Here is an 18317-nt window from a genome sequence, read left to right as displayed (position 1 = left end):
CTACTCAGGCCCTGGGGGGCCTGAGCAAGGAAAATTTTTTAAAATCCGTACGGGAAAGCAGCTGGCAACCCATAGCCTGCCAATAGCAGCAGCTTGCGGGAAATGGTTTTAAATTCCTTCCTTGTTCACCGGCCCCCAGGCCGGTGAATAGGCCGTCGTCAGGTGGCCGCATCTCGGGGTCTGGGGCCGCAGCCCCAGCCGGCGGCCGCCGCATCGGAACGGCGGGCCCTTTTCGCTTCCTTTTCGGGCACGAAAAGGAAGGACTAAACGGCAAGATGCCGTTCCCCCGGCAAGGAACACCATCTTCCCGAAAACAGCAAACAAAAAAAGAGGTTCCCCTCATAAACCAGGGGGAAACCTCTTTTTTTGTTTGGAAATCAGTCCGCACAGCTGCTGCAGCCGTCGCAGTCGTCCTGGGCAGGCGCCGGGGCGGCATTCTTGGCCAGCTCGGGGTCCAGGCTCTCCGCCACCTTGATCATCAGCGCGCACTCGATGCGCTTGCGGAAGACCTGACAGCCGTACTCATACACCCCGTGGATGTCCCCGGTGGCGTGCAGGGCGTTGGCGGCACAGCCGCCGGCGCAGTACAGACGGGCCCAGCAATCCTTGCAGTCCGGGCGGGCATAGACGTTGCACATCTTGAACTCGTCCCGCAAAGCGGTGTTGGTCACCCCGTTCCAGATGTCGCCCAGCTTGTAGGCCGGGTCGCCCACGAACTGGTGGCAGGGGTACAGGTCGCCCCAGGGGGTCACGGCCATGTACTCGGTGCCGGACCCGCAGCCGGAGATCCGCTTGTAGATGCAGGGGCCGTGCTCCAGGTCCAGGATGTAATGGTAGAAGGTGATGGGCTTGCCCGCCTTCTCCCGGCGGAGCATGTCCTTGGCCAGCAGCTCGTACTGGTCAAACAGCACCGGCAGGTCGGCCTCGGTCAGGGCTTCCGGGTCACCGGGCTTGGCCACCACCGGCTCCATGGACAGCTCCGCAAAGCCCAGATCGTCGGCCATGTGGAACAGATCGTTGGTGAAGTCGGTGTTGTAGTGGGTGAAGGTGCCCCGCATGTAATAGCCCTTGCCGCCCCGGGCCTTGACCAGCTTCTGGAACTTGGGCACGATGCGGTCGTAGCTGCCGTTGCCCGCCAGGTCCTTGCGGAACCGGTCGTTGACCTCCTTGCGGCCGTCCAGGGACAAAACCACATTGTAGCATTCCTTGTTGGCCCACTCGATGACCTCGTCGGTGATGCCGATGCCGTTGGTGGTCAGGGTGAAGCGGAAATTCTTGCCCTTTTCCTTCTCGATGCTGCGGGCGTAGGCCACCAGCTGCTTGCAGACTTCAAAGTTCATCAGCGGTTCGCCGCCGAAAAAGTCCACTTCCAGGTTGTGGCGGGTGCCGGAATGCTCGATGAGGAAATCCAGCGCCCGCTTGCCGGTCTCAAAGCTCATGAGACCCGCCTCGCCGTGGAACTTGCCCTGGGCCGCAAAACAGTACTCGCAGTTCAGGTTGCAGGTGTGGGCCACATGCAGGCACAGGGCCTTGACCACCGTGGACCGGTTCTTGAAGTCAAAGGCGTGGTCGGCGTAGATGTCCGGGGCGAACAGCTGTCCGGCGGCGGTGAGCTCATCGATGTCCGCAAAGCAGTCCTGGATGTCTTCCCGGGTCACTTCCGGGTGGTCCGCATACTTGGCGGCCAGCTGTTCGATGGCTGCGTCCCGGGCAACCCCGGCATCCACAAGGGCGATGGCGTCGTAGGCCACGTCGTCCACCGCGTGCACGCTGCCGCTGTACACGTCCACCACGATGTTGTAGCCGTTCAATTTGTACTGATGGATCATTGGAAACCCCTTACTCTTTTTCAAAAACGCAAAGTGCGTGTGTGCAAACAAAATGCCGGAACAACCCCGCGCGAAAGCAGGGGGATGTCCCGGCAGACAAGCCAGAAAAAAGATTACTTCTTTTCGCAGGGCTGGTTGGCAATGCCGCAGCTGGTCTTGCAGGCGCTCTGGCAGGAAGTCTGGCACTCGCCGCAACCGCCGTTCTGCAGGCTCTTGGCCATGTCACGGGTGTTCAGAGTCTGGATGTGCTTCATAAAACAGTCACCCCTTTTATATTGGTATGGTTTTATTGTACACGGGCGCCGCAGGGTTGTCAAGGCTTGGCGGGGTGGCAGACGGCCAGCGTGCCCGGTGTTCTGGCCACGGTGTGGTGCAGGGCAGTGCCGGCTTCTTCCAGGGCAGCGCAGGCGGAAACAAAGGCCGGGGTCACCCGCTCCCCGGGGGCGATCAGGGGCACCCCTGGCGGGTAAGCCCAGACGTACTCGGCGGCCACGGCGCCTTCGGCTTCGGCCAGGGGCTGTTCCCGGCGGGGCAGGCGCACCGCCTGGGCAATGGTGCAGACGGCCTCCCCCGGCGGGCAGAGGCCCGGGGACTCGGGCGCCGGGGCGGGAACGGCCCGGGCGTCCAGGGCCAGCAGGGCCCGGGCAAGACGGTCCAGGGCATCCGGGGCGTCGCAGACGCTGGTCATGGCCAGCAGGTTATAGCCGCAGGCCATCTCGGTCTCAAAGCCGTAGGCGGTCCGCAGGATCCGGGCCATCTCCCCGCCGGTCAGTCCGGCGGCGGCCCCGTTCACGAGGATTTTGCCGCTGTCATGGGCAAAAAAGCCGGGGTGGGCGGCCAGGGTGTCGGTGCCGTGGCAGAGCACCCGCAGGTGCTTCAGGGACGCTGCGGCGGCGGAAAACCGGTCCAGCCGTTCCCGCCATGGGGCAAAGAGGGCGGGGCCCTCCTGCGCCATCTGGGTAACGCAGCCGTCCAGGCTGACCATCAGGGGATAGGAGGGGGAGCTGGTCTCGAACACATCCAGCTGCCGCTCCACCTCGTCGGGGTCGATGCGGGTGCCGTTCAGCTGCAAAAGGGCGGTCTGGGTCAGGCTGGGCAGGGTCTTGTGGGCGCTCTGGACCACCAGGTCCGCCCCCGCCGCCACCGCCCCGCCCTGCCAGCCGTATTCCGCGGCGGCGGGCAGATAGTGGGCGCCGTGAGCCTCGTCCACCACCAGGGGGATGCCCCGGTCATGGCAGAGGTCCGCAATGGCGGCTATGTCGCTGAGGACCCCCTCATAGGTGGGGCTGGTGAGCACCACGCAGGCCGCACCGGGGTGGGCGGCCAGGGCGTCCGCCACCGTGGCGGGGGAGAGGCTGCCGTACACCCCGAAGGCCCGGTCCACCGGCGGGGTGAGCCAGACCGGCCGCAGCCCGCACAGCTCGATGGCGTGGTAGACGGATTTGTGGCAGTTGCGGGCGCAGAGGATCTCGCTGCCCCAGGGGGCGGCGGCCCGGATGGCCGCCAGCAGCCCGCAGGTGCTGCCGCCTACCAGGAACCAGCAGCGGCGGGACCCCCACAGGGCGGCGGCCCGGGCCATGGCCTGGGCCAGGATGCCGTCGGCGTCGTGCAGGTCGTCGGTGCCGGGGACCTCGGTGGTGTCCCAGGCCGCGCAGGAAAGCCCCGGGGCAGGGGCGCACCGGCGCTTGTGCCCCGGCATGTGCAGGGGATAGGCGGCTCTGGCACAGGCTTCCAGCTGCGCCTGCAAAAGGGATTGGGACATACAAACCCTCCTTTGGGGTCAATCGGTGAGGACTTCCACGCAGCTGCCCTGGCGGGTCTTGTGCACCAGGATCTTGCGGCGCACCCGGTCCTGCAGGGATTCCACATGGCTGATGATGCCCACCAGCTTGTCCGAACCGGCCAGCGCGGTGAGGGTCTCGATGGCTTTTTCCAGGGCCTCGGAGTCCAGGGTACCGAAGCCCTCGTCCACGAAGAGGGTATCTACCTGCACACCGCCGGCGTTCTGCTGGATGGTGTCGCTGATGCCCAGGGCCAGACTCAGGGAGGCCAGGAAGCTCTCCCCGCCCGAAAGGCTGCCCACCGGACGGCTTTTGCCGGTGTAGGCGTCGAAAACATCCAGGTCCAGGGCGGTCTTGGCGGCGATGCTGCCGCCGCTGTGCCGCAAAAGGCGGTACTGGCCGCCGGTCATGCGGCTGAACCGCCGGTTGGCGGCGGCCACCACCCCGTCAAAGTAGAAGGCCTGCACATACTGCTCAAAGGGCAGTTTGGGCTTGCCGGCCAGGTTGCCGTTGATGGTGCGGGAGAGGTTGTCCAGCATGGCGCTACGGGCCCGGGCGGTCTCTGCCTCGGCCAGGGCCTTTTCCAGGGCGGCCAGACCGTCCCGGTTGGTGGCCAGCCGGTGGGTGGTGACCTGCAGGGTGCGGCGCAGTTCGTCCCGGGCGGCCTGGACCTTTTCCAGCTCGGCCTGGGCGGCTGCCGGGTCGGGGGCCGCCTGGGCGGAAGCGGCCTCCTTTTTCAGGGCGCCGGCCCTGCCCTGGGCCTCGCTGAGGCGGGCCTCAAAGGCGGCGCGCTGCTGGCCGGCGGTGTTCAGGGCGGCGCTCAGGGCGTCCCGCTCCCCGGCCACCCGGCGGCGCTCCTGGGTCAGGGCCTTCCGGTCCGGGTAGGGCAGACCCTTGCGCAGCTCCTCCTGGCGGGCTTCGGCGGCCGCCAGGTCCGCCTGGGCCCGGGCCGCGGCCGCCTGGGCTGCCGTCAGGGCGGCGTTCAGCTCCGGCCCCTGGGTCTGCAGGGCGGCAGCCTGCCGGGTCAGTTGGGCGCGGCGGGCCGCCCGGGTCCGGGCCTGCTGCAGGGCGGCCCGCACCTGGGCCAGCCCCCGTTCCAGGGCTGCGGACTGGTCGGACAAAGCCGCCCGCAGGCCGGCAGCATCCAGCTGGGCGGCGGGGGCCCCGGCGTAGAATTTGTGCCGTTTGCCAAAAAAGTCGTGGGCACTTTTGTACAGATTTTCCCGCAGCACCTTGCAGCGGGCGGCGGCCTGTCCGGCCTTGACGCTGGCGTCGGCGGCGGTGCGGGCGGCCCGGGCGGCCAGGGCGGCGGCCTCCTCACAGTCAGCCTCGGTCACATGGCCGGGGTCCAGGGCGGCGGGGGCCGGGTGATGGGTGGCGCCGCAGACGGGGCAGGGGGCGCCCTCCTGCAGGGTCTGGGCCAGCAGGCCGGCCCGGGCGGCGTTGAGCTGCCGCTGCAGGTCGGCGCTGCGGGCGGCGGTCTCGTCGGCGGTGCGCTGCTTGGCCAGATAGACGGTCTGCCGGTCGGTGTACTCGGTCTCCGCCCGCTGCCACACGTTCCAGTCGGTGAGCAGGGCATCACAGTCCCGGCGCAGGCCTTCGGCGGTCTGTTCCAGGGCTTCCTGGCGGGCCACCTCTGCCTCCGGCTCCCCGCAGGCGGCCAGGGCCTTGTCGGTGTCGGCCCTGCGCTGCTCCCAGGTCTGGACGGCCTGACGGGCTTTGGCTTCGGCGGTCCGGGCGGCGGCAAGACTCTTTTGTGCGGTCAGGGCCGCGGCCCCGGCGGCGGAAAGAGCCTCGTATTTGGGCACCAGCTCGTCCAGGGCGGACAGGCGCGCCCCCAGGGTCTCCAGCTCCGGCCGGCGGGCTTCGGTCTTGTCCCAGTCCGCCCGCAGGGCGGGGGCCTGGGCCCGCAGCTGGTCGGCCTCCTTCTCGGCGGCCTGCAGCCGGCCCCGCAGGGCGGCGGCCTGTCGGGCGGCCTCGGCCCGGGCGGCGGCTGCGGTTACGGCGGCATCCCGCTGGGCCAGGGTCTTTTCCCCGGTGCGGCAGGCTGCCTCGTCGGCGGCGATCTCCGCCCGGACCAGGGGCGGGATTCCCACCGCTTTGTACGGGTCGAACTCGTTGATAATGTCGCGGATGGCGTCATTTTCCGGCGCTCCGGGCACCGGCTCCAGCCGGTTCAGCTGGGCAAGGACCATGTCGCCGGCGTTTGCGGCGAGCCGGGCGGCCTCGGCGGCCCGGTTGCGGATGTTGATGCCCAGTTTCTGGTACGCACCGGTGTCAAACACCTGGCGCAGAATGTCGGCCCGCTCGGCGCTGGAGGCGTTGAGCAGGCGGGCAAAGTCGTTCTGGGCGATCATGGAGATCTGGGCAAACTGTCGGGCGTCGATGCCCAGCAGGGTGCAGACGGCGCCGGTCACCGCCCGGGTGCCGGTCACCGGTTCTTCCGGTTGGCGCACCAGGCTGGCCCGGGCGGGAACGGTGGTAAAGCCCTCTCCCCGCTGCTTCCTGCGGGTCTGTTCGGGGGAACGGGTCACGGTGTAGGTCCGGCCCCGGTGGGAGAAGGTCAGCTCCACAAAGGTCTCCTCTTTGGGGTCGGCAAAATCGCTGTGCAGCATTTCCGGGGAGCGGTAGGCACCGGTGGTCTCCCCGTACAGGGCGTAGGTGATGGCGTCAAACAGGGCGGTCTTGCCCGCGCCGGTGTCCCCGCTGATGAGGAACAGGCCCCCGGACCCGAATCCGGTCAGGTCCAGGGTGGTGCGCCCCGCGTAGGGACCGAAGGCGCACAGGGTCAGACGCAGCGGTTTCACAGGGGTCCCTCCTCTCGCATCTCGTTCAGGATGTGGCGCTCCTCCTCGGTGAGGGAGCGGCCGTTCATCTGTTCAAAAAAGTCGCTGAACAGCTCCTCAAAGCTCTTGCGGCGCACCGTCGCGGCGGTCTCGGCCTGCCAGTCCGGGGCGGCGCCCCGGGGGGCGTAGTCCAGCCGCATGGCGTTGGGATAGGCCGCCCGCAGCACCGCCATGGCGTCGGGCTGGGGGGTGTCGTCGGTGAGGGTGGCCCAGATGTAGTCCTCCGGGTCGGTGACCCGGGCGGGGTCGGTGAGCTCGGCCAGGGGCCCGGTCAGATGGCGCATGGCCCGCAGGGGCTGCAGGGGCAGCAGTTCGGTCTCGGCCCCGGCAGGGGTCAAGGTCACCAGCACGGCGCTCTTCTGAGCACCGGCCTCGTCCAGGCTGTAGCACAGGGGCGCACCGGCATACCGGATGTTCGGCGCCCCGGCGGTCTGGGGCCGGTGGATGTGGCCCAGGGCCACATAGTCGAAGCCGCCGTTCTCGGTAAAGCGGGCGGCGCTCACCGCGTCCAGGGTGCCGATGTTCACATCCGCACCGCTCATCTCGGCGGCAATGCTCTCGCTGCCCGCGCACTGGGGCACGCTGCCCCAGCCCAGGACCGTCTGGTGCGCCACCAGCACCCGGCTGACCCCGTCGCGCCGGGGCGGCAGGGTGGCCAGCGCGGCGGCCACGGCGGTGTCCTGGTTGACGATGCCCTCGTCCGGCAGGTAATGGCGCACGGTGGCCGGACGCAAAAAGGGCAGCAGGCAGAATTCCACCGGGACATCCCCGGAAAGCGCGGCGATCCGCACCTTCCCGGTGAACCGTCCCGCAATGTGCACGCCCTGGCGGGCCAGCAGGGCGGAAGCGTAATCCAGGCGGTCGGGGCTGTCGTGGTTGCCGGACACCGCCAGCACCTGGATGTTTCTGTCGGTCAGTTCGGTCAGGAACCAGTCCAGCAGGGTCACGGCGCCGGCAGGGGGCAGGGCGGCGTCATAGATGTCCCCCGCCAGCACCACCGCCTCCACGCCCTGCGCCCCGCACAGGTCCAGGATCTGGGCCAGGATATAGCGCTGGTCCTCCAGAAAATCGAACCCGTTCACCCGCTTGCCCAGGTGCAGGTCCCCAAGATGCAGAAATTTCATCGCCACAGTTTCTCCCATGTCTTGATGTCCAGGGTCACCCCGGGCAGTACCTCCACCGGTTCCACCCCGGCGGGACGGAACCGGCACCGTTTGCAGAAGCCCTCGGCCTTCAGGTCCTTGGCCCATACCTGCATATACAGCCGGCTGCGGCCGTCGCCCTCGGCCAGTTTCTGGGCGTAGGCCACCACGCCCCGGCCGATGCCCCTGCCCCGGGCTTTTTCCAGCAGAAACAGCCGGCTGATGCACACCGCCCCCACCGGGCGCAGGTCCAGGGCAAAATAGCCCACCGCCTCGCTGCCCAGATAGATGAGGAAGTAGTTCACCGCCCCGCAGTGGACCTCATCGTCGGTCAGGTCCTCGTTCTGCCAGGCCTCGGCCAGCTGGGCCGCGACCTTGGGGGTCAGTTTGGTGTAATGCTGTACAAAGATCTCCCGGGCCAGGTCGCTGACCTGGCGGATGTAGCGGGCTTTGGTCACTTGTTTGTAGGTGGCGTTCATGGTTGGTCCTTTCTGTTTGCGGTCAGTCAACGATGGTCAGGCTGGCCCGGGCGGGCAGACAGGCCGCCCAGTCCCCCACCCTGCGCAGGGTGCCGAACCCTTCGCACAGATGGTCGGGGCAGGGGCTGTCCACAAAAGCGATGCCCCCGTCCCATACCTGCAGATGAATGGTGTAAAATCCGGTGTCCACGTCATAGGTGGCGTCCTTGTCCAGGGGAATGCGCATCTCCCGGGCGGGGTCACCGTACTGGAGCACAGCTTCGGTGCCGGCGCCGCCGGACTGTCGGGCGGTGTACCGCCAGAACAGCAGCCCGCCGATGACGGCCAGCACCACGGCCAGAAAAATCAGGTTTTGCCTGGTGGAAGCTTTCATGGAATGTCCTTTCCGGGGTCTTCAAAGGTGAGGGTCAGGGTCTTGCCGTCGAACCCCGCCTCCGCACCGGGAAAACGGGCCCGGGCGGCGGCCAGACCCGGTTCCGGGTCGGTGACGGCGGCGCTGTAATGGGTCAGCCACAGCCGCCGCACGCCGGCCTGTGCCGCCAGGGTCCCGGCCTCGGCGCAGGTGGCATGGCCGTACAGCCGCGCTTTGGGGGCGTCGGCGTCGTCGGCGTAGGTGGCGTCCATGCAGAGCAGGTCCACCCCCCGGGCCTGACGGCACAGTTCCTCGGTGGGGCCGGTGTCGGTGGCATAGAGGATGCGCAGTCCACGGCGGGCGGGGCCCAGCACCTGGTCGGGGGTGAAGCCCCCGGCGGGGCAGCCCGCCTGCAAGGTCCGCCAGAGAGCCACCGGAATGCCCAGGGCCCGGGCCTTGCCGGGGTCAAACCGTCCGGCCCGGGGCAAGGTATACAGGTAGGAGCAGCAGGGCACCCGGTGCAGGGCGGGAAAGGCGGTGATGCTCGCCCCGCCGCACAGGGCCAGGGTGCCCCGGCCTTCCGCAAAGGTATGACGGCGGATGGCAAAGGGCAGCGGCCCTGCCAGGGTCAGCACCGCGTCCAGAACGGTATCCAGCCCCGGGGGGCCGGCCACCGTCACCGGGTCGGTGCGGCCCAGGGCCGCCATGGATTGCAGCAGCCCCGGCAGGCCGAAGAGATGGTCCCCGTGGTAGTGGGTGAGCAGCAGGGTGTCCAGCTTGTACAGGCTCGCCCCGTACCGCTGGGCCGACACCTGGGTGCCCTCCCCGCAATCGAACAGCAGCCCCCGGCCGGCCGTCTGCAGCCACAAGGCCGCCAGTGCCCGGTCAGGCAGCGGCCTTGTGGCCCCGCTGCCCAAAAGAATCGCCTGTACCACGGCAGACACCTCCCCATTTTTGGAATTGTACCTTATTATACCACGGATGCCCGCCCCTGCCTACCCGCCGCCCTTGCATGGCGGGGAGGAGAGTGCTACAATAAAACAACCGACAAAAATTTCCTGAAAAAGGCAATGAGGGGGCTTTTACCCATGGGAGCCATGGAATTTTCAAAGCGGCTGGACCTGTTCGGACCGGAGATCTTTGCGGCACTGAACGACAAGAAGATCGCCCTGGAAGCCGAAGGGCGCACGCTGTACAATCTTTCGGTGGGCACACCGGATTTTCCGCCCGCGCCCCACATCAAGCAGGCGCTGCTGGACGCCGCCGCCCAGGACGAAAACTGGAAGTACACCCTGCGGGACCTGCCCGAGATGCTGGAGGCCGTGGGCCATTACTATGAGCGCCGGTTCGGGGTCAAGGGCATCACGCCGGACAAGGTGATGAGCTTTTCCGGCAGCCAGGACGGCATCGGCCACCTGGGTCTGGCCCTGCTCAACGAGGGGGACACCGTGCTGCTGCCCGATCCCTGCTACCCCGTCTTCATGACCGGCATGCGGCTGGGCGGGGGTGTGCCCTGGTTCTACCACCTGACGGCGGAAAACAACTTCCTGCCCGACGTGCACAGCATCCCGGAAGAGGTGGCCCGCAAGGCCAAGCTGATGATCGTCTCTCTGCCCGCCAACCCGGTGGGCAGCATCGGCACCCCGGAACTGTACAAAGAGATCGTGGATTTCTGCCGCACCTACAACATCCTGCTGGTGCACGACAACGCCTACAGCGACATCATCTTTGACGGCGCGGTGGGCCACAGCGTCTTCAACACCCCCGGCGCCGAGGAGGTGGCGGTGGAGTTCTTCTCCCTGAGCAAGAGCTTCAATGTCACCGGCGCCCGCATCAGCTTCCTGGTGGGGCGGCCGGACGTGGTGGCCGCCTGCAAGAAGCTGCGCACCCAGATCGACTTCGGCATGTTCGCCCCCATCCAGAAGGCCGCCGTGGCCGCCCTGGAAGGACCCCTGGACGGGGTGCGCGCCCAGTGCGGCGTCTACCAGGCCCGACGGGATGCCCTGTGCGGCGGGCTGCGGTCCATCGGCTGGCCGGTGCCGGACAGCCACGGCAGCATGTTCGTCTGGGCGCCCCTGCCCGCGGGCTGGCACAGCAGCATGGACTTCTGCATGGCCCTCATCCAGGAGGCCGGGGTCATCTGCACCCCCGGTTCCAGCTTCGGGCCTTCGGGGGAAGGGTATGTCCGTTTTGCCCTGACCCTGACCGAGGAGGTCATCCGGCAGGCGGTGCAGGCCATCGCCGACAGCGGCATCCTCACGGAAATCGAAAAGTAAACAGAAAAACAGCAGCCGCTTTCCGGGGCAGAGGTTCCGGAAAGCGGCTTTTTGTGTTTCTGAGAATAAAAAAGAAAAACCTGTCACAAAAGGGCGGGGCAGGGTGTACGGGAAGTGAGGGACCTCACAGGAAAGGAGGGCGCACATGGGACTGTCTGGCGGAAAGGACCGGCAATCCGCAGAAGAAACACTGGCCCGGGTGTATCATGCCCGGTATGCCCGCCTCTGCGCCGTGGCCGCCGCCGTGCTGGGCGGGGACAAGGCCCTGGCCCAGGACGCGGTGCAGGAGGCGTGGCTGCGGCTGCACGCTCCCGGGGTGGGGGAACGGCTGGACCCGGAGGACGTGTGTACCATTCTGGGCGGGATGCAATAAAAAAACAGCCGTTCCCCGCCGGGAACGGCTGTTTTTGTGTCAGAGGGATAAAGGTGTGCGGGATCAGCCGGGCTGCTTGCCGATGTAGGCCAGGATGCCGCCGTCCACGTACAGGACCAGACCGTTGACGAAGTTGGAAGCTTCGGAAGCCAGGAAGACGGCGGGGCCGCCCAGGTCTTCCGCCTCGCCCCAGCGGCCGGCCGGGGTCTTGGAGACGATGAACTGGTCGAAGGGATGACGGGAACCGTCGGGCTGGATCTCACGCAGAGGAGCGGTCTGCGGGGTGGCGATGTAGCCGGGTCCGATGCCGTTGCACTGGATGTTGTAGGCGCCGTACTCGGAAGCGATGTTCTTGGTCAGCATCTTCAGGCCGCCCTTGGCAGCAGCGTAGGCGGAGACGGTCTCACGGCCCAGCTCGCTCATCATGGAGCAGATGTTGATGATCTTGCCGCCGCCCTGCTCGATCATGTCGGGGATGACAGCCTTGGAGACGATGAAGGGAGCGTTCAGGTCAACGTCGATGACCTGACGGAACTGGGCAGCGCTCATCTCGCACATGGGGATGCGCTTGATGATGCCGGCGTTGTTGACCAGGATGTTGATGTGGCCCACTTCTTCGGTGACCTTCTTGATGAAGGCGTTGACGGCGTCCTCGTCGGTGACGTCGCAGACGTAGCCGTGAGCGTCGATGCCGGCTTCCTTGTAGGCAGCCAGACCCTTGTCCACCAGTTCCTGCTTGATGTCGTTGAAGACGATGGTGGCGCCGCAGTTGGCCATGGCGGTGGCGATGGCAAAGCCGATGCCGTAGGAAGCGCCGGTGATCAGGGCGATCTTGCCGGTCAGGTCAAAAGATTTCGGAGTGCAAACAGACATGTTAAAACCTCCCATTGTTTGTTGCATTGTATTCAAGGCGCCGCGCAGCGGCGCCGGGAACCGGGGTGATAGAATCAGCGCAGGTCGGTGGTGGCGATGTTGTCCATGTCGTCAAATTCCATGTTCTCGCCGCCCATGGCCCAGATGAAGGTGTAGTTGGACGTGCCCACGCCGCTGTGGATGCTCCAGGACGGGCTGATCACCGCGTCGTAGTTGTGCATCAGGATGTGGCGGGTCTCGGTGGGTTCGCCCATCATGTGGAAGACCGCCTGACCTTCGGGGATCTCAAAGTAGGTGTAGATCTCCATGCGGCGCTCGTGGGTGTGGCTGGGCATGGTGTTCCAGTTGCTGCCGGGTTCCAGGCAGGTCATGCCCATGGACAGCTGGCAGGTCTTGAGCACGCTGGGATGGATGAACTGGTTGATGGTGCGCTTGTTGCAGGTCTCCAGGCTGCCCAGGGGCCGCTTGGCCGCTTCCTCAATGGTGATGAGCTTGGTCTCATAGCGGCAGTGGGCCGGGGCGGACACCATGTAGAACTTGGCCGGCTTTTCGGGGTCCACGCTGCGGAAGGTGACTTCCTTGGTGCCCTGGGTGATGTACAGGCAGTCCTTGTAGTTCATGGGGTATTCCACGCCATCGGCGGTGACAACGCCGGCGCCTTCGCCGATGTTGAACATGCCCACTTCCCGGCGCTCCAGGAAATAATGGGTGCCGAAGTTGGCCCAGACATCAATGCCCTTGTCGATGGACACGGTCTCATGCACGGGCATGCAGCCCAGGGTGACCATGCGGTCAACATGAGAGTAAACGGCCACGACCTCGTCGGCCTTGTACAGACCGGTGATGAGGAACTCATTGCGGGTCTCTTCGGTGGTGTAACGCTTAAAATCGCGCTGGTTGCAGGAATAACGGATATCCATGCGGCAAAGACCTCCCTGTGTTTTTTCGGATGGGAAAGGGGGAACACACTGTCCTCCTGACCTTGTATACAATCTTATTATAAACGAAACCGGGGCGGCGCAAAAGTGTATACAAGCACAAGAATGGGGCAGTTTTTTTGGCTGGTTTGTCGTACAAGCACAAAGGAGGAAAAATCCCCCCTGCCGGCGGCCGGCGGGAAAAACGAGGCCGCCCGGGACCGGGCAAAAACAGTTTTGGGCGGGTTCCACAAAAAGAAAACCGGATTTTGTACGTCTGCACGCCGTATGCGTACATGGTGAATAGAATTCACTTTACAAATCAATTGCGTTCAACTATAATCATGCTCATACGCTCGACGCCTCAAAGGGGAGACGGGAAAGCGGCCCGGTGCAACTGCCGGGCCGCTTTCCCGCACTCTTGGGGGCGGCGGGCAGGAACCAAGGAAGGGAAGGACGTCCATGCTCACGCTCGACAAGATCTATCATGCCGCCTTTGTACTGCGGGATGTGGCCCGCCGCACCGACCTGATCGCGGCCGAACGCCTGCACAGCGACAGTGAACTGTATCTGAAGACCGAGAACCTGCAGGTCACCGGCAGCTTCAAACTGCGGGGCGCCTATTACAAGATCAGCCAGCTCAGCGAGGAAGAGCGGGTCCACGGGGTCATTGCCTGCTCGGCGGGCAACCACGCCCAGGGCGTGGCGCTGGCGGCTACCCGGCTGGGCATTCCCAGCGTGGTGTGCATGCCCGACGGCGCTCCTATTATGAAGGTGGAGAGCACCAAGCGGCTGGGCGCCCGGGTGGAACTGGTCAAGGGCACCTATGATGACGCCCACGACCGGGCGGTGGAACTGCAGAAGGAGACCGGCATGACCTTCATCCACCCCTATGACGATGAGCTGGTCATGGCGGGACAGGGCAGCATCGGGCTGGAGATCCTGGACCAGCTGCCGGACGTGGAGGCGGTCATCGTGCCCATCGGGGGCGGCGGCCTGATCGCCGGGGTGGCCATGGCGGTGAAGAGCCTGCGCCCGGAGGTGAAGATCTACGGCGTGCAGGCGGCGGGTGCGGCCAGCATGTACCAGGCCTACCACGACGGGGTGTACGAGACCCTGGACCGGGTGGACACCTTCGCCGACGGCATCGCGGTCAAGACCCCGGGCGAGAAAACCTTTGAACTGATCCAGAAGTATGTGGACGACATCGTCACGGTGAGCGAGGACGAGATCGCCGCCGCCATCCTGGCCCTGATGGAGAACCAGAAGCTGGTGGCGGAGGGCGCCGGCGCCACCCCGGTGGCCGCGGCCCTCTTCGGCAAGCTGCCCATTGCGGGCAAAAAGACGGTGTGCCTGCTGTCCGGCGGCAACATCGACGTGAACATCCTGTCCCGGGTCATCACCCGCGGCCTGATCATGAGCGGGCGTACCGCCAGCCTGATGATCGCCCTGGAGGACAAACCGGGCCAGTTGCTGAAGGTTTCGGATATCGTTTCCGCCTGCGGGGCCAACATCGTATCGGTCCACCACGACCGGGGCGATACCAACATGGCCATCACCAGCTGCTTCCTCAAACTGGGTCTGGAGACCCGGGACGCCGCCCAGATCGAGCAGATCAAGACCCGGCTGCGGGAGGAAGGGTTCGCGCTGGTCAGCGAGAGGGCGTAACCCGATTTTACTTCCTGGCTTGCGGGCAGACGGCTGCCTGCCGTTCAGTCCTTCCTTTTTGTCACCAAAAAGGAAGCGAAAAAGTGCCACCGTTTCGATGCGGTGGACGCCGACCAGGGCTGCGGCTTTTCCTATCGTGTCCGGCACGATAGGAAAAACAACACGAAGTGTTGATTCCTCTATCACCCGGCCGCGAACAGCGGCCATTGGTTGGGTGAAGAACCTTGCCCCGCTGAGCTGCGGCCACCTTACGACGGCCTACTCACCGGCTGGGGCCGGTGAGCAAGGAATGGATTTAAAAATCCGCTGCGGAAGGTTCTTGGCAACAAAAAACGCCCCGGCATACGCCGGGACGCAAACGAATATAAGGGTTACAGCTGCACCCCGCCGGCCAGCAGTTCCACAAACTGCTTGGCCACCCGGGGACTGCGGCCCCCGGCCCGCAGGGCGAAGGCTTCGGCCCGCATCATCAGCTGGTCGGAGGGCATCTGCACCCCGCAGCGGGCGGCAAGGTCCATGACGATGGTCTCGTACAGCGCCTTGTCCGGCCGCTGGAAGGTCACCGTCAGCCCGAACCGGGCGGACAGGCTCATCAGCTCCTGGCGGGTATCCCCCGCGTGGATGTCATCCCCCGCCGTGCGGTCGGACATGGTCTCCTTGACCAGGTGCCGCCGGTTGGAGGTGGCGTACACCGCCACGTTGCGGCTGCGCCCGCCCACGCTGCCTTCCAGAATGGCTTTCAGGGCGGCAAAGTTGTCGTCGTTGGAGGAAAAACTCAGGTCGTCGATGAAAAGGATGAACTTCAGAGGGTTGTCCGCCAGGTCGTCCATCAGCGCCGGCATCTGGTAGAGCTGGTGCTTCTTGATCTCCACCAGCCGCAGCCCGTCGCCCCGGAATTCATTGGCCAGGGCCTTCACCGTGCTGGACTTGCCGGTGCCCGCGTCGCCGTACAAAAGCACGTTGGCCGCCGGCAGCCCCGAAAGCAGGGCCTTGGTGTTCTCGATGATCTTCTGGCGCTCCCGCTCATACCCCGGCAGCTCGCTGAGCCGCTGGGGGTCCGGGTACCGCACCGGGGTCAGCACCCCTTCCTCCAAAGTAAAGACATGGTAGCGGGCAAAGATCCCGTACCCCGCATGGGGCACCTGCCGCCGCCGCGCCGCGTACTCCCTGGCATAGACAAGCTCCGGCTCCACCTTCCAGGGCAGGGGCATCTGGTGCATCAGGGCATCCCCGCCTTCCAGCGGCGCCAGCAGGTCCGCCAGGGTCAGCGACCCCGCCGCCTGCAAAACGCTCAGGTCCCGGGCCAGATTGCCCTCCGCCACCTCTCCGGCGCCCTGGGGCGTCTGGCTGTGACGGATGCACAGGTTGTCGTCATTGAGCACCAGGTCCAGCAGGACCCGGCTCCAGTTCTCCCCCCGGGGCAGAAGCGCCGCCTCAAAACCGGCCACGGCGTCGGCCAGCGGTGCGGCGTCCCCGGTATAGGCCAGCGCCGCCCGTAGCATGGCGGTGAAGCGGGCCACGGTTTCGTCCCGCAGCACCCCGCGCAATACCACCAGAGAACCCAGACGGACCGAAAGGTCACGGATGGTCATATACAAACTCCCCCTTTAGTACATCCAACAGACAAATGCAGGCTGACCCCAGTATAAACGCTCAGCCGCCGGTGCGCAAGGGTTTGTGAAAATTACCAAAATCCTGTTGACATCGGGTAAAAATTGCGGTACAATCCTATATACACTTTACTTAGCTAAACAGCTGAACTGCAGCGATGGGAACCAGTAACGCCCCACACCACCACCAGAGAGCTGCCGGCCGGTGCAAGGCAGCGGGCAGGCAGGGCGCGAAGTCATCCCGGAGCAGGCCCGGCGAACGTCCAGTAACCGGACCCGGATGCACCCGTTACCGTGCGGGGCTTTGTCAGAAGCCCAGTGAGCGGGCATGGACGCCATGCCAAGAAGAGTGGTACCGCAGAGAGCCTACACGGCCTTTGTCTCTTGGAAACAGGGGACAAAGGCTGTTTTTTTTACGCTTTACGGGCTTGTTGTTCGGCCCCGTGGGTAAGAAATACGAAAAGAGGAATCCAGAGGAACGAAAGGAGTTGTCCACCATGCTGCTGACCGGCGCACAGATCTTTGTTGAAGTTCTGGTCGAACAGGGCGTTGATACCATCTTCGGCTATCCCGGAGGCGCGGTACTGAACCTTTATGACGAATTGTATAAAAGTTCTGATAGAATACAGAACGTTCTGACTGCCCACGAGCAGGGCGCCGCCCACGCGGCGGACGGCTACGCCCGGGCCACCGGCCGCACCGGCGTGGTGCTGGCCACCAGCGGCCCCGGCGCCACCAACCTGGTCACCGGCATCGCCACCGCCTTCATGGACAGCGTGCCCATGGTGGCCTTCACCGGCAACGTGGCCACCAGCCTCATCGGCAAGGACAGCTTCCAGGAAGCCTACATCGAGGGCATCACCATGCCCATCACCAAGCACAACTACACGGTGCGCAGGGTGGAGGACCTGGCCGACACCATGCGCAGCGCCTTCCGCATCGCCCAGAGCGGCCGCAAGGGCCCGGTGCTGGTGGACATCCCCAAGGATGTCACCGCCAACAAATGCGAATTCACCCCCAAGGCCCCCGAACTCATCCGCACCGTCACCCGGGTGGATGAGGAGGAAGTGAAGGAAGCCGCCGAGATGATCAACCAGGCCCAGCGCCCCATCGTCTACTTCGGCGGCGGCGTGCGCAGCGCGGCGGGCTGCCAGCCCCTGCGGGACCTGCTCATCAAGGCGGGCATGCCCGCCACCCACACCCTCATGGCCGCCGGGGTGCTGGGCTACGGCGAACCCCACAACCTGGGCATGCTGGGCATGCACGGCGGCTATGCGGCCAATAAGGCCATTGCGGAAGCCGACCTGGTCCTGGCCGTGGGCACCCGCTTCTCCGACCGGGTGGCCCTGAACCCCGACACCTTCGCCTCCAAGGCCAGGATCATCCAGATCGACATCGACCCCAGCGAGATGGGCAAGAATGTGGATGTGGACCTGTGCATCGCCGGGGACGCCGCCTATGTGCTCCAGGCCATCCTGCCCTATGTGAACAAGACCGAGCACAAGCTCTGGATGGAACAGATCCGCTCCTGGCAGAAGGTGGACTACCACCCCCTGGACAGCGAGACCGAACTGCGGCCCCACCAGCTCATTGACGAGCTCTGCCGTCAGGCCGGACCGGAAGCCGTTTACGTCACCGACGTGGGCCAGCACCAGATGTGGGCGGCCCAGTACCTGCACCACACCAAGAGCCGCGGGTTCCTGACCAGCGGCGGCCTGGGCACCATGGGCTTCGGCTATGGCGCCGCCATCGGCGCCCAGATGGCCCTGGGCCGGGACCAGCGGGTGATCATGCTCACCGGGGACGGCTCCTTCCACATGAACCTCAACGAAGCCTGCACCGCCGTGAGCTACCACCTGCCCATCATCACCGTCATCTTCAACAACTCGGTGCTGGGCATGGTCCGGCAGTGGCAGACCAGCTTCTATGAAGGGCGCTACTCCGCCACCGACCCCCACCGCCACACCGATTTCGTCAAGCTGGCCGAGGGCTTCGGCCTCAAGGGCTACCGGGCCACCAACCCGACGGAATTCCGGGAGGCCCTGGCCGACGCCATGAAGCAGGACGGCCCCACCTGGATCGACTGCCGCATCGGCAAGGACGAGCGGGTGCTGCCCATGATCCCGGGCGGCGGCGACATCAACGACATCATCATGGAATAAAGGAGGGCT

15 protein-coding genes are annotated in these 18317 nt (G+C 65.6%); 4 read left to right on the top strand and 11 right to left on the bottom strand.

The features are described from left to right. Positions 1–377: 377 nt before the first annotated feature. The 8 genes from scfB to AC127K_RS06260 all read right to left on the bottom strand — a co-directional run bounded on the left by scfB (position 378) and on the right by AC127K_RS06260 (position 9364). Entirely contained in the window at positions 378–1829 is a 1452-nt protein-coding gene (gene scfB / locus AC127K_RS06295) for a thioether cross-link-forming SCIFF peptide maturase (protein ID WP_294541269.1), read from the bottom strand. Positions 1830–1942: 113 nt separating this feature from the next. Further along, a complete protein-coding gene (gene scfA, locus AC127K_RS06290; RefSeq protein WP_114000791.1) occupies positions 1943–2083 on the bottom strand; it encodes a six-cysteine ranthipeptide SCIFF in 141 nt (46 codons plus the stop codon). A 59-nt stretch (positions 2084–2142) separates the two neighbouring features. Next, entirely contained in the window at positions 2143–3591 is a 1449-nt protein-coding gene (locus AC127K_RS06285) for an aminotransferase class I/II-fold pyridoxal phosphate-dependent enzyme (protein WP_483721989.1), read from the bottom strand. 18 nt (positions 3592–3609) lie between these two features. After that, positions 3610–6417 (bottom strand): AAA family ATPase, encoded by a 2808-nt coding sequence (locus tag AC127K_RS06280; RefSeq protein ID WP_483721988.1) that lies wholly within the window; start codon positions 6415–6417, stop codon positions 3610–3612. Then, positions 6414–7580 carry an exonuclease SbcCD subunit D gene (locus AC127K_RS06275; RefSeq protein ID WP_483721987.1) on the bottom strand — a complete coding sequence of 389 codons (1167 nt, stop codon included), beginning with the start codon at positions 7578–7580 and terminating at the stop codon, positions 6414–6416. The genes AC127K_RS06280 and AC127K_RS06275 overlap by 4 nt, the downstream gene beginning before the upstream one ends. Further along, positions 7577–8077 carry a GNAT family N-acetyltransferase gene (locus AC127K_RS06270; protein WP_294541279.1) on the bottom strand — a complete coding sequence of 167 codons (501 nt, stop codon included), beginning with the start codon at positions 8075–8077 and terminating at the stop codon, positions 7577–7579. Before AC127K_RS06270 ends, AC127K_RS06275 begins: the two co-directional genes overlap by 4 nt. A 22-nt stretch (positions 8078–8099) precedes the next feature. Continuing rightward, positions 8100–8450, bottom strand: a complete 351-nt coding sequence (locus AC127K_RS06265) for a NusG domain II-containing protein (RefSeq protein ID WP_483721986.1) — start codon at positions 8448–8450, stop codon at positions 8100–8102. Continuing rightward, positions 8447–9364 carry a ribonuclease Z gene (locus AC127K_RS06260; protein ID WP_483721985.1) on the bottom strand — a complete coding sequence of 306 codons (918 nt, stop codon included), beginning with the start codon at positions 9362–9364 and terminating at the stop codon, positions 8447–8449. The genes AC127K_RS06265 and AC127K_RS06260 overlap by 4 nt, the downstream gene beginning before the upstream one ends. A gap of 153 nt (positions 9365–9517) precedes the next feature. Here AC127K_RS06260 and AC127K_RS06255 point away from each other — a divergent pair, with 153 nt between their 5' ends. Together AC127K_RS06255 and AC127K_RS06250 are read left to right on the top strand one after the other, a co-directional pair. Further along, positions 9518–10705: a pyridoxal phosphate-dependent aminotransferase gene (locus AC127K_RS06255; protein WP_483721984.1), complete on the top strand. Its 1188-nt coding sequence runs from the start codon at positions 9518–9520 to the stop codon at positions 10703–10705. A 145-nt stretch (positions 10706–10850) separates the two neighbouring features. Continuing rightward, entirely contained in the window at positions 10851–11078 is a 228-nt protein-coding gene (locus AC127K_RS06250) for a hypothetical protein (RefSeq protein ID WP_483721983.1), read from the top strand. 63 nt (positions 11079–11141) lie between these two features. Here AC127K_RS06250 and AC127K_RS06245 read toward each other — a convergent pair whose 3' ends face one another. Together AC127K_RS06245 and kduI are read right to left on the bottom strand one after the other, a co-directional pair. Then, positions 11142–11951: a gluconate 5-dehydrogenase gene (locus AC127K_RS06245; protein WP_294541291.1), complete on the bottom strand. Its 810-nt coding sequence runs from the start codon at positions 11949–11951 to the stop codon at positions 11142–11144. Positions 11952–12025: 74 nt separating this feature from the next. Further along, a complete protein-coding gene (gene kduI, locus AC127K_RS06240; protein ID WP_483721982.1) occupies positions 12026–12871 on the bottom strand; it encodes a 5-dehydro-4-deoxy-D-glucuronate isomerase in 846 nt (281 codons plus the stop codon). Positions 12872–13330: 459 nt separating this feature from the next. Here kduI and ilvA point away from each other — a divergent pair, with 459 nt between their 5' ends. Next, a complete protein-coding gene (gene ilvA / locus AC127K_RS06235; RefSeq protein WP_483721981.1) occupies positions 13331–14536 on the top strand; it encodes a threonine ammonia-lyase in 1206 nt (401 codons plus the stop codon). Between the two features lie 371 nt (positions 14537–14907). Here ilvA and AC127K_RS06230 read toward each other — a convergent pair whose 3' ends face one another. Then, entirely contained in the window at positions 14908–16128 is a 1221-nt protein-coding gene (locus AC127K_RS06230; RefSeq protein ID WP_483721980.1) for a DUF815 domain-containing protein, read from the bottom strand. 515 nt (positions 16129–16643) lie between these two features. On the opposite strand from AC127K_RS06230, the gene ilvB reads away from it, so the two are divergent. Beyond that, the gene (gene ilvB, locus AC127K_RS06225) at positions 16644–18308 is read left to right on the top strand and encodes a biosynthetic-type acetolactate synthase large subunit (RefSeq protein ID WP_483721979.1); all 1665 of its coding nucleotides are present in this window, start codon (positions 16644–16646) and stop codon (positions 18306–18308) included. Positions 18309–18317 lie beyond the last annotated feature (9 nt).

Source organism: Subdoligranulum sp. DSM 23681 (assembly GCF_057005535.1).
Note: the sequence above shows the minus strand (reverse complement) of the source record. Positions and strands in the feature narration are given on the sequence as shown.

What these genes read in the sequence shown, in the direction of transcription:
- scfB (WP_294541269.1), bottom strand. Translation starts at nt 1,829, where the DNA reads ATGATCCATCAGTACAAATTGAACGGCTACAACATCGTGGTGGACGTG.
- scfA (WP_114000791.1), bottom strand. Translation starts at nt 2,083, where the DNA reads ATGAAGCACATCCAGACTCTGAACACCCGTGACATGGCCAAGAGCCTG.
- AC127K_RS06285 (WP_483721989.1), bottom strand. Translation starts at nt 3,591, where the DNA reads ATGTCCCAATCCCTTTTGCAGGCGCAGCTGGAAGCCTGTGCCAGAGCC.
- AC127K_RS06275 (WP_483721987.1), bottom strand. Translation starts at nt 7,580, where the DNA reads ATGAAATTTCTGCATCTTGGGGACCTGCACCTGGGCAAGCGGGTGAAC.
- AC127K_RS06270 (WP_294541279.1), bottom strand. Translation starts at nt 8,077, where the DNA reads ATGAACGCCACCTACAAACAAGTGACCAAAGCCCGCTACATCCGCCAG.
- AC127K_RS06265 (WP_483721986.1), bottom strand. Translation starts at nt 8,450, where the DNA reads ATGAAAGCTTCCACCAGGCAAAACCTGATTTTTCTGGCCGTGGTGCTG.
- AC127K_RS06255 (WP_483721984.1), top strand. Translation starts at nt 9,518, where the DNA reads ATGGGAGCCATGGAATTTTCAAAGCGGCTGGACCTGTTCGGACCGGAG.
- AC127K_RS06250 (WP_483721983.1), top strand. Translation starts at nt 10,851, where the DNA reads ATGGGACTGTCTGGCGGAAAGGACCGGCAATCCGCAGAAGAAACACTG.
- AC127K_RS06245 (WP_294541291.1), bottom strand. Translation starts at nt 11,951, where the DNA reads ATGTCTGTTTGCACTCCGAAATCTTTTGACCTGACCGGCAAGATCGCC.
- kduI (WP_483721982.1), bottom strand. Translation starts at nt 12,871, where the DNA reads ATGGATATCCGTTATTCCTGCAACCAGCGCGATTTTAAGCGTTACACC.
- ilvA (WP_483721981.1), top strand. Translation starts at nt 13,331, where the DNA reads ATGCTCACGCTCGACAAGATCTATCATGCCGCCTTTGTACTGCGGGAT.
- AC127K_RS06230 (WP_483721980.1), bottom strand. Translation starts at nt 16,128, where the DNA reads ATGACCATCCGTGACCTTTCGGTCCGTCTGGGTTCTCTGGTGGTATTG.
- ilvB (WP_483721979.1), top strand. Translation starts at nt 16,644, where the DNA reads ATGCTGCTGACCGGCGCACAGATCTTTGTTGAAGTTCTGGTCGAACAG.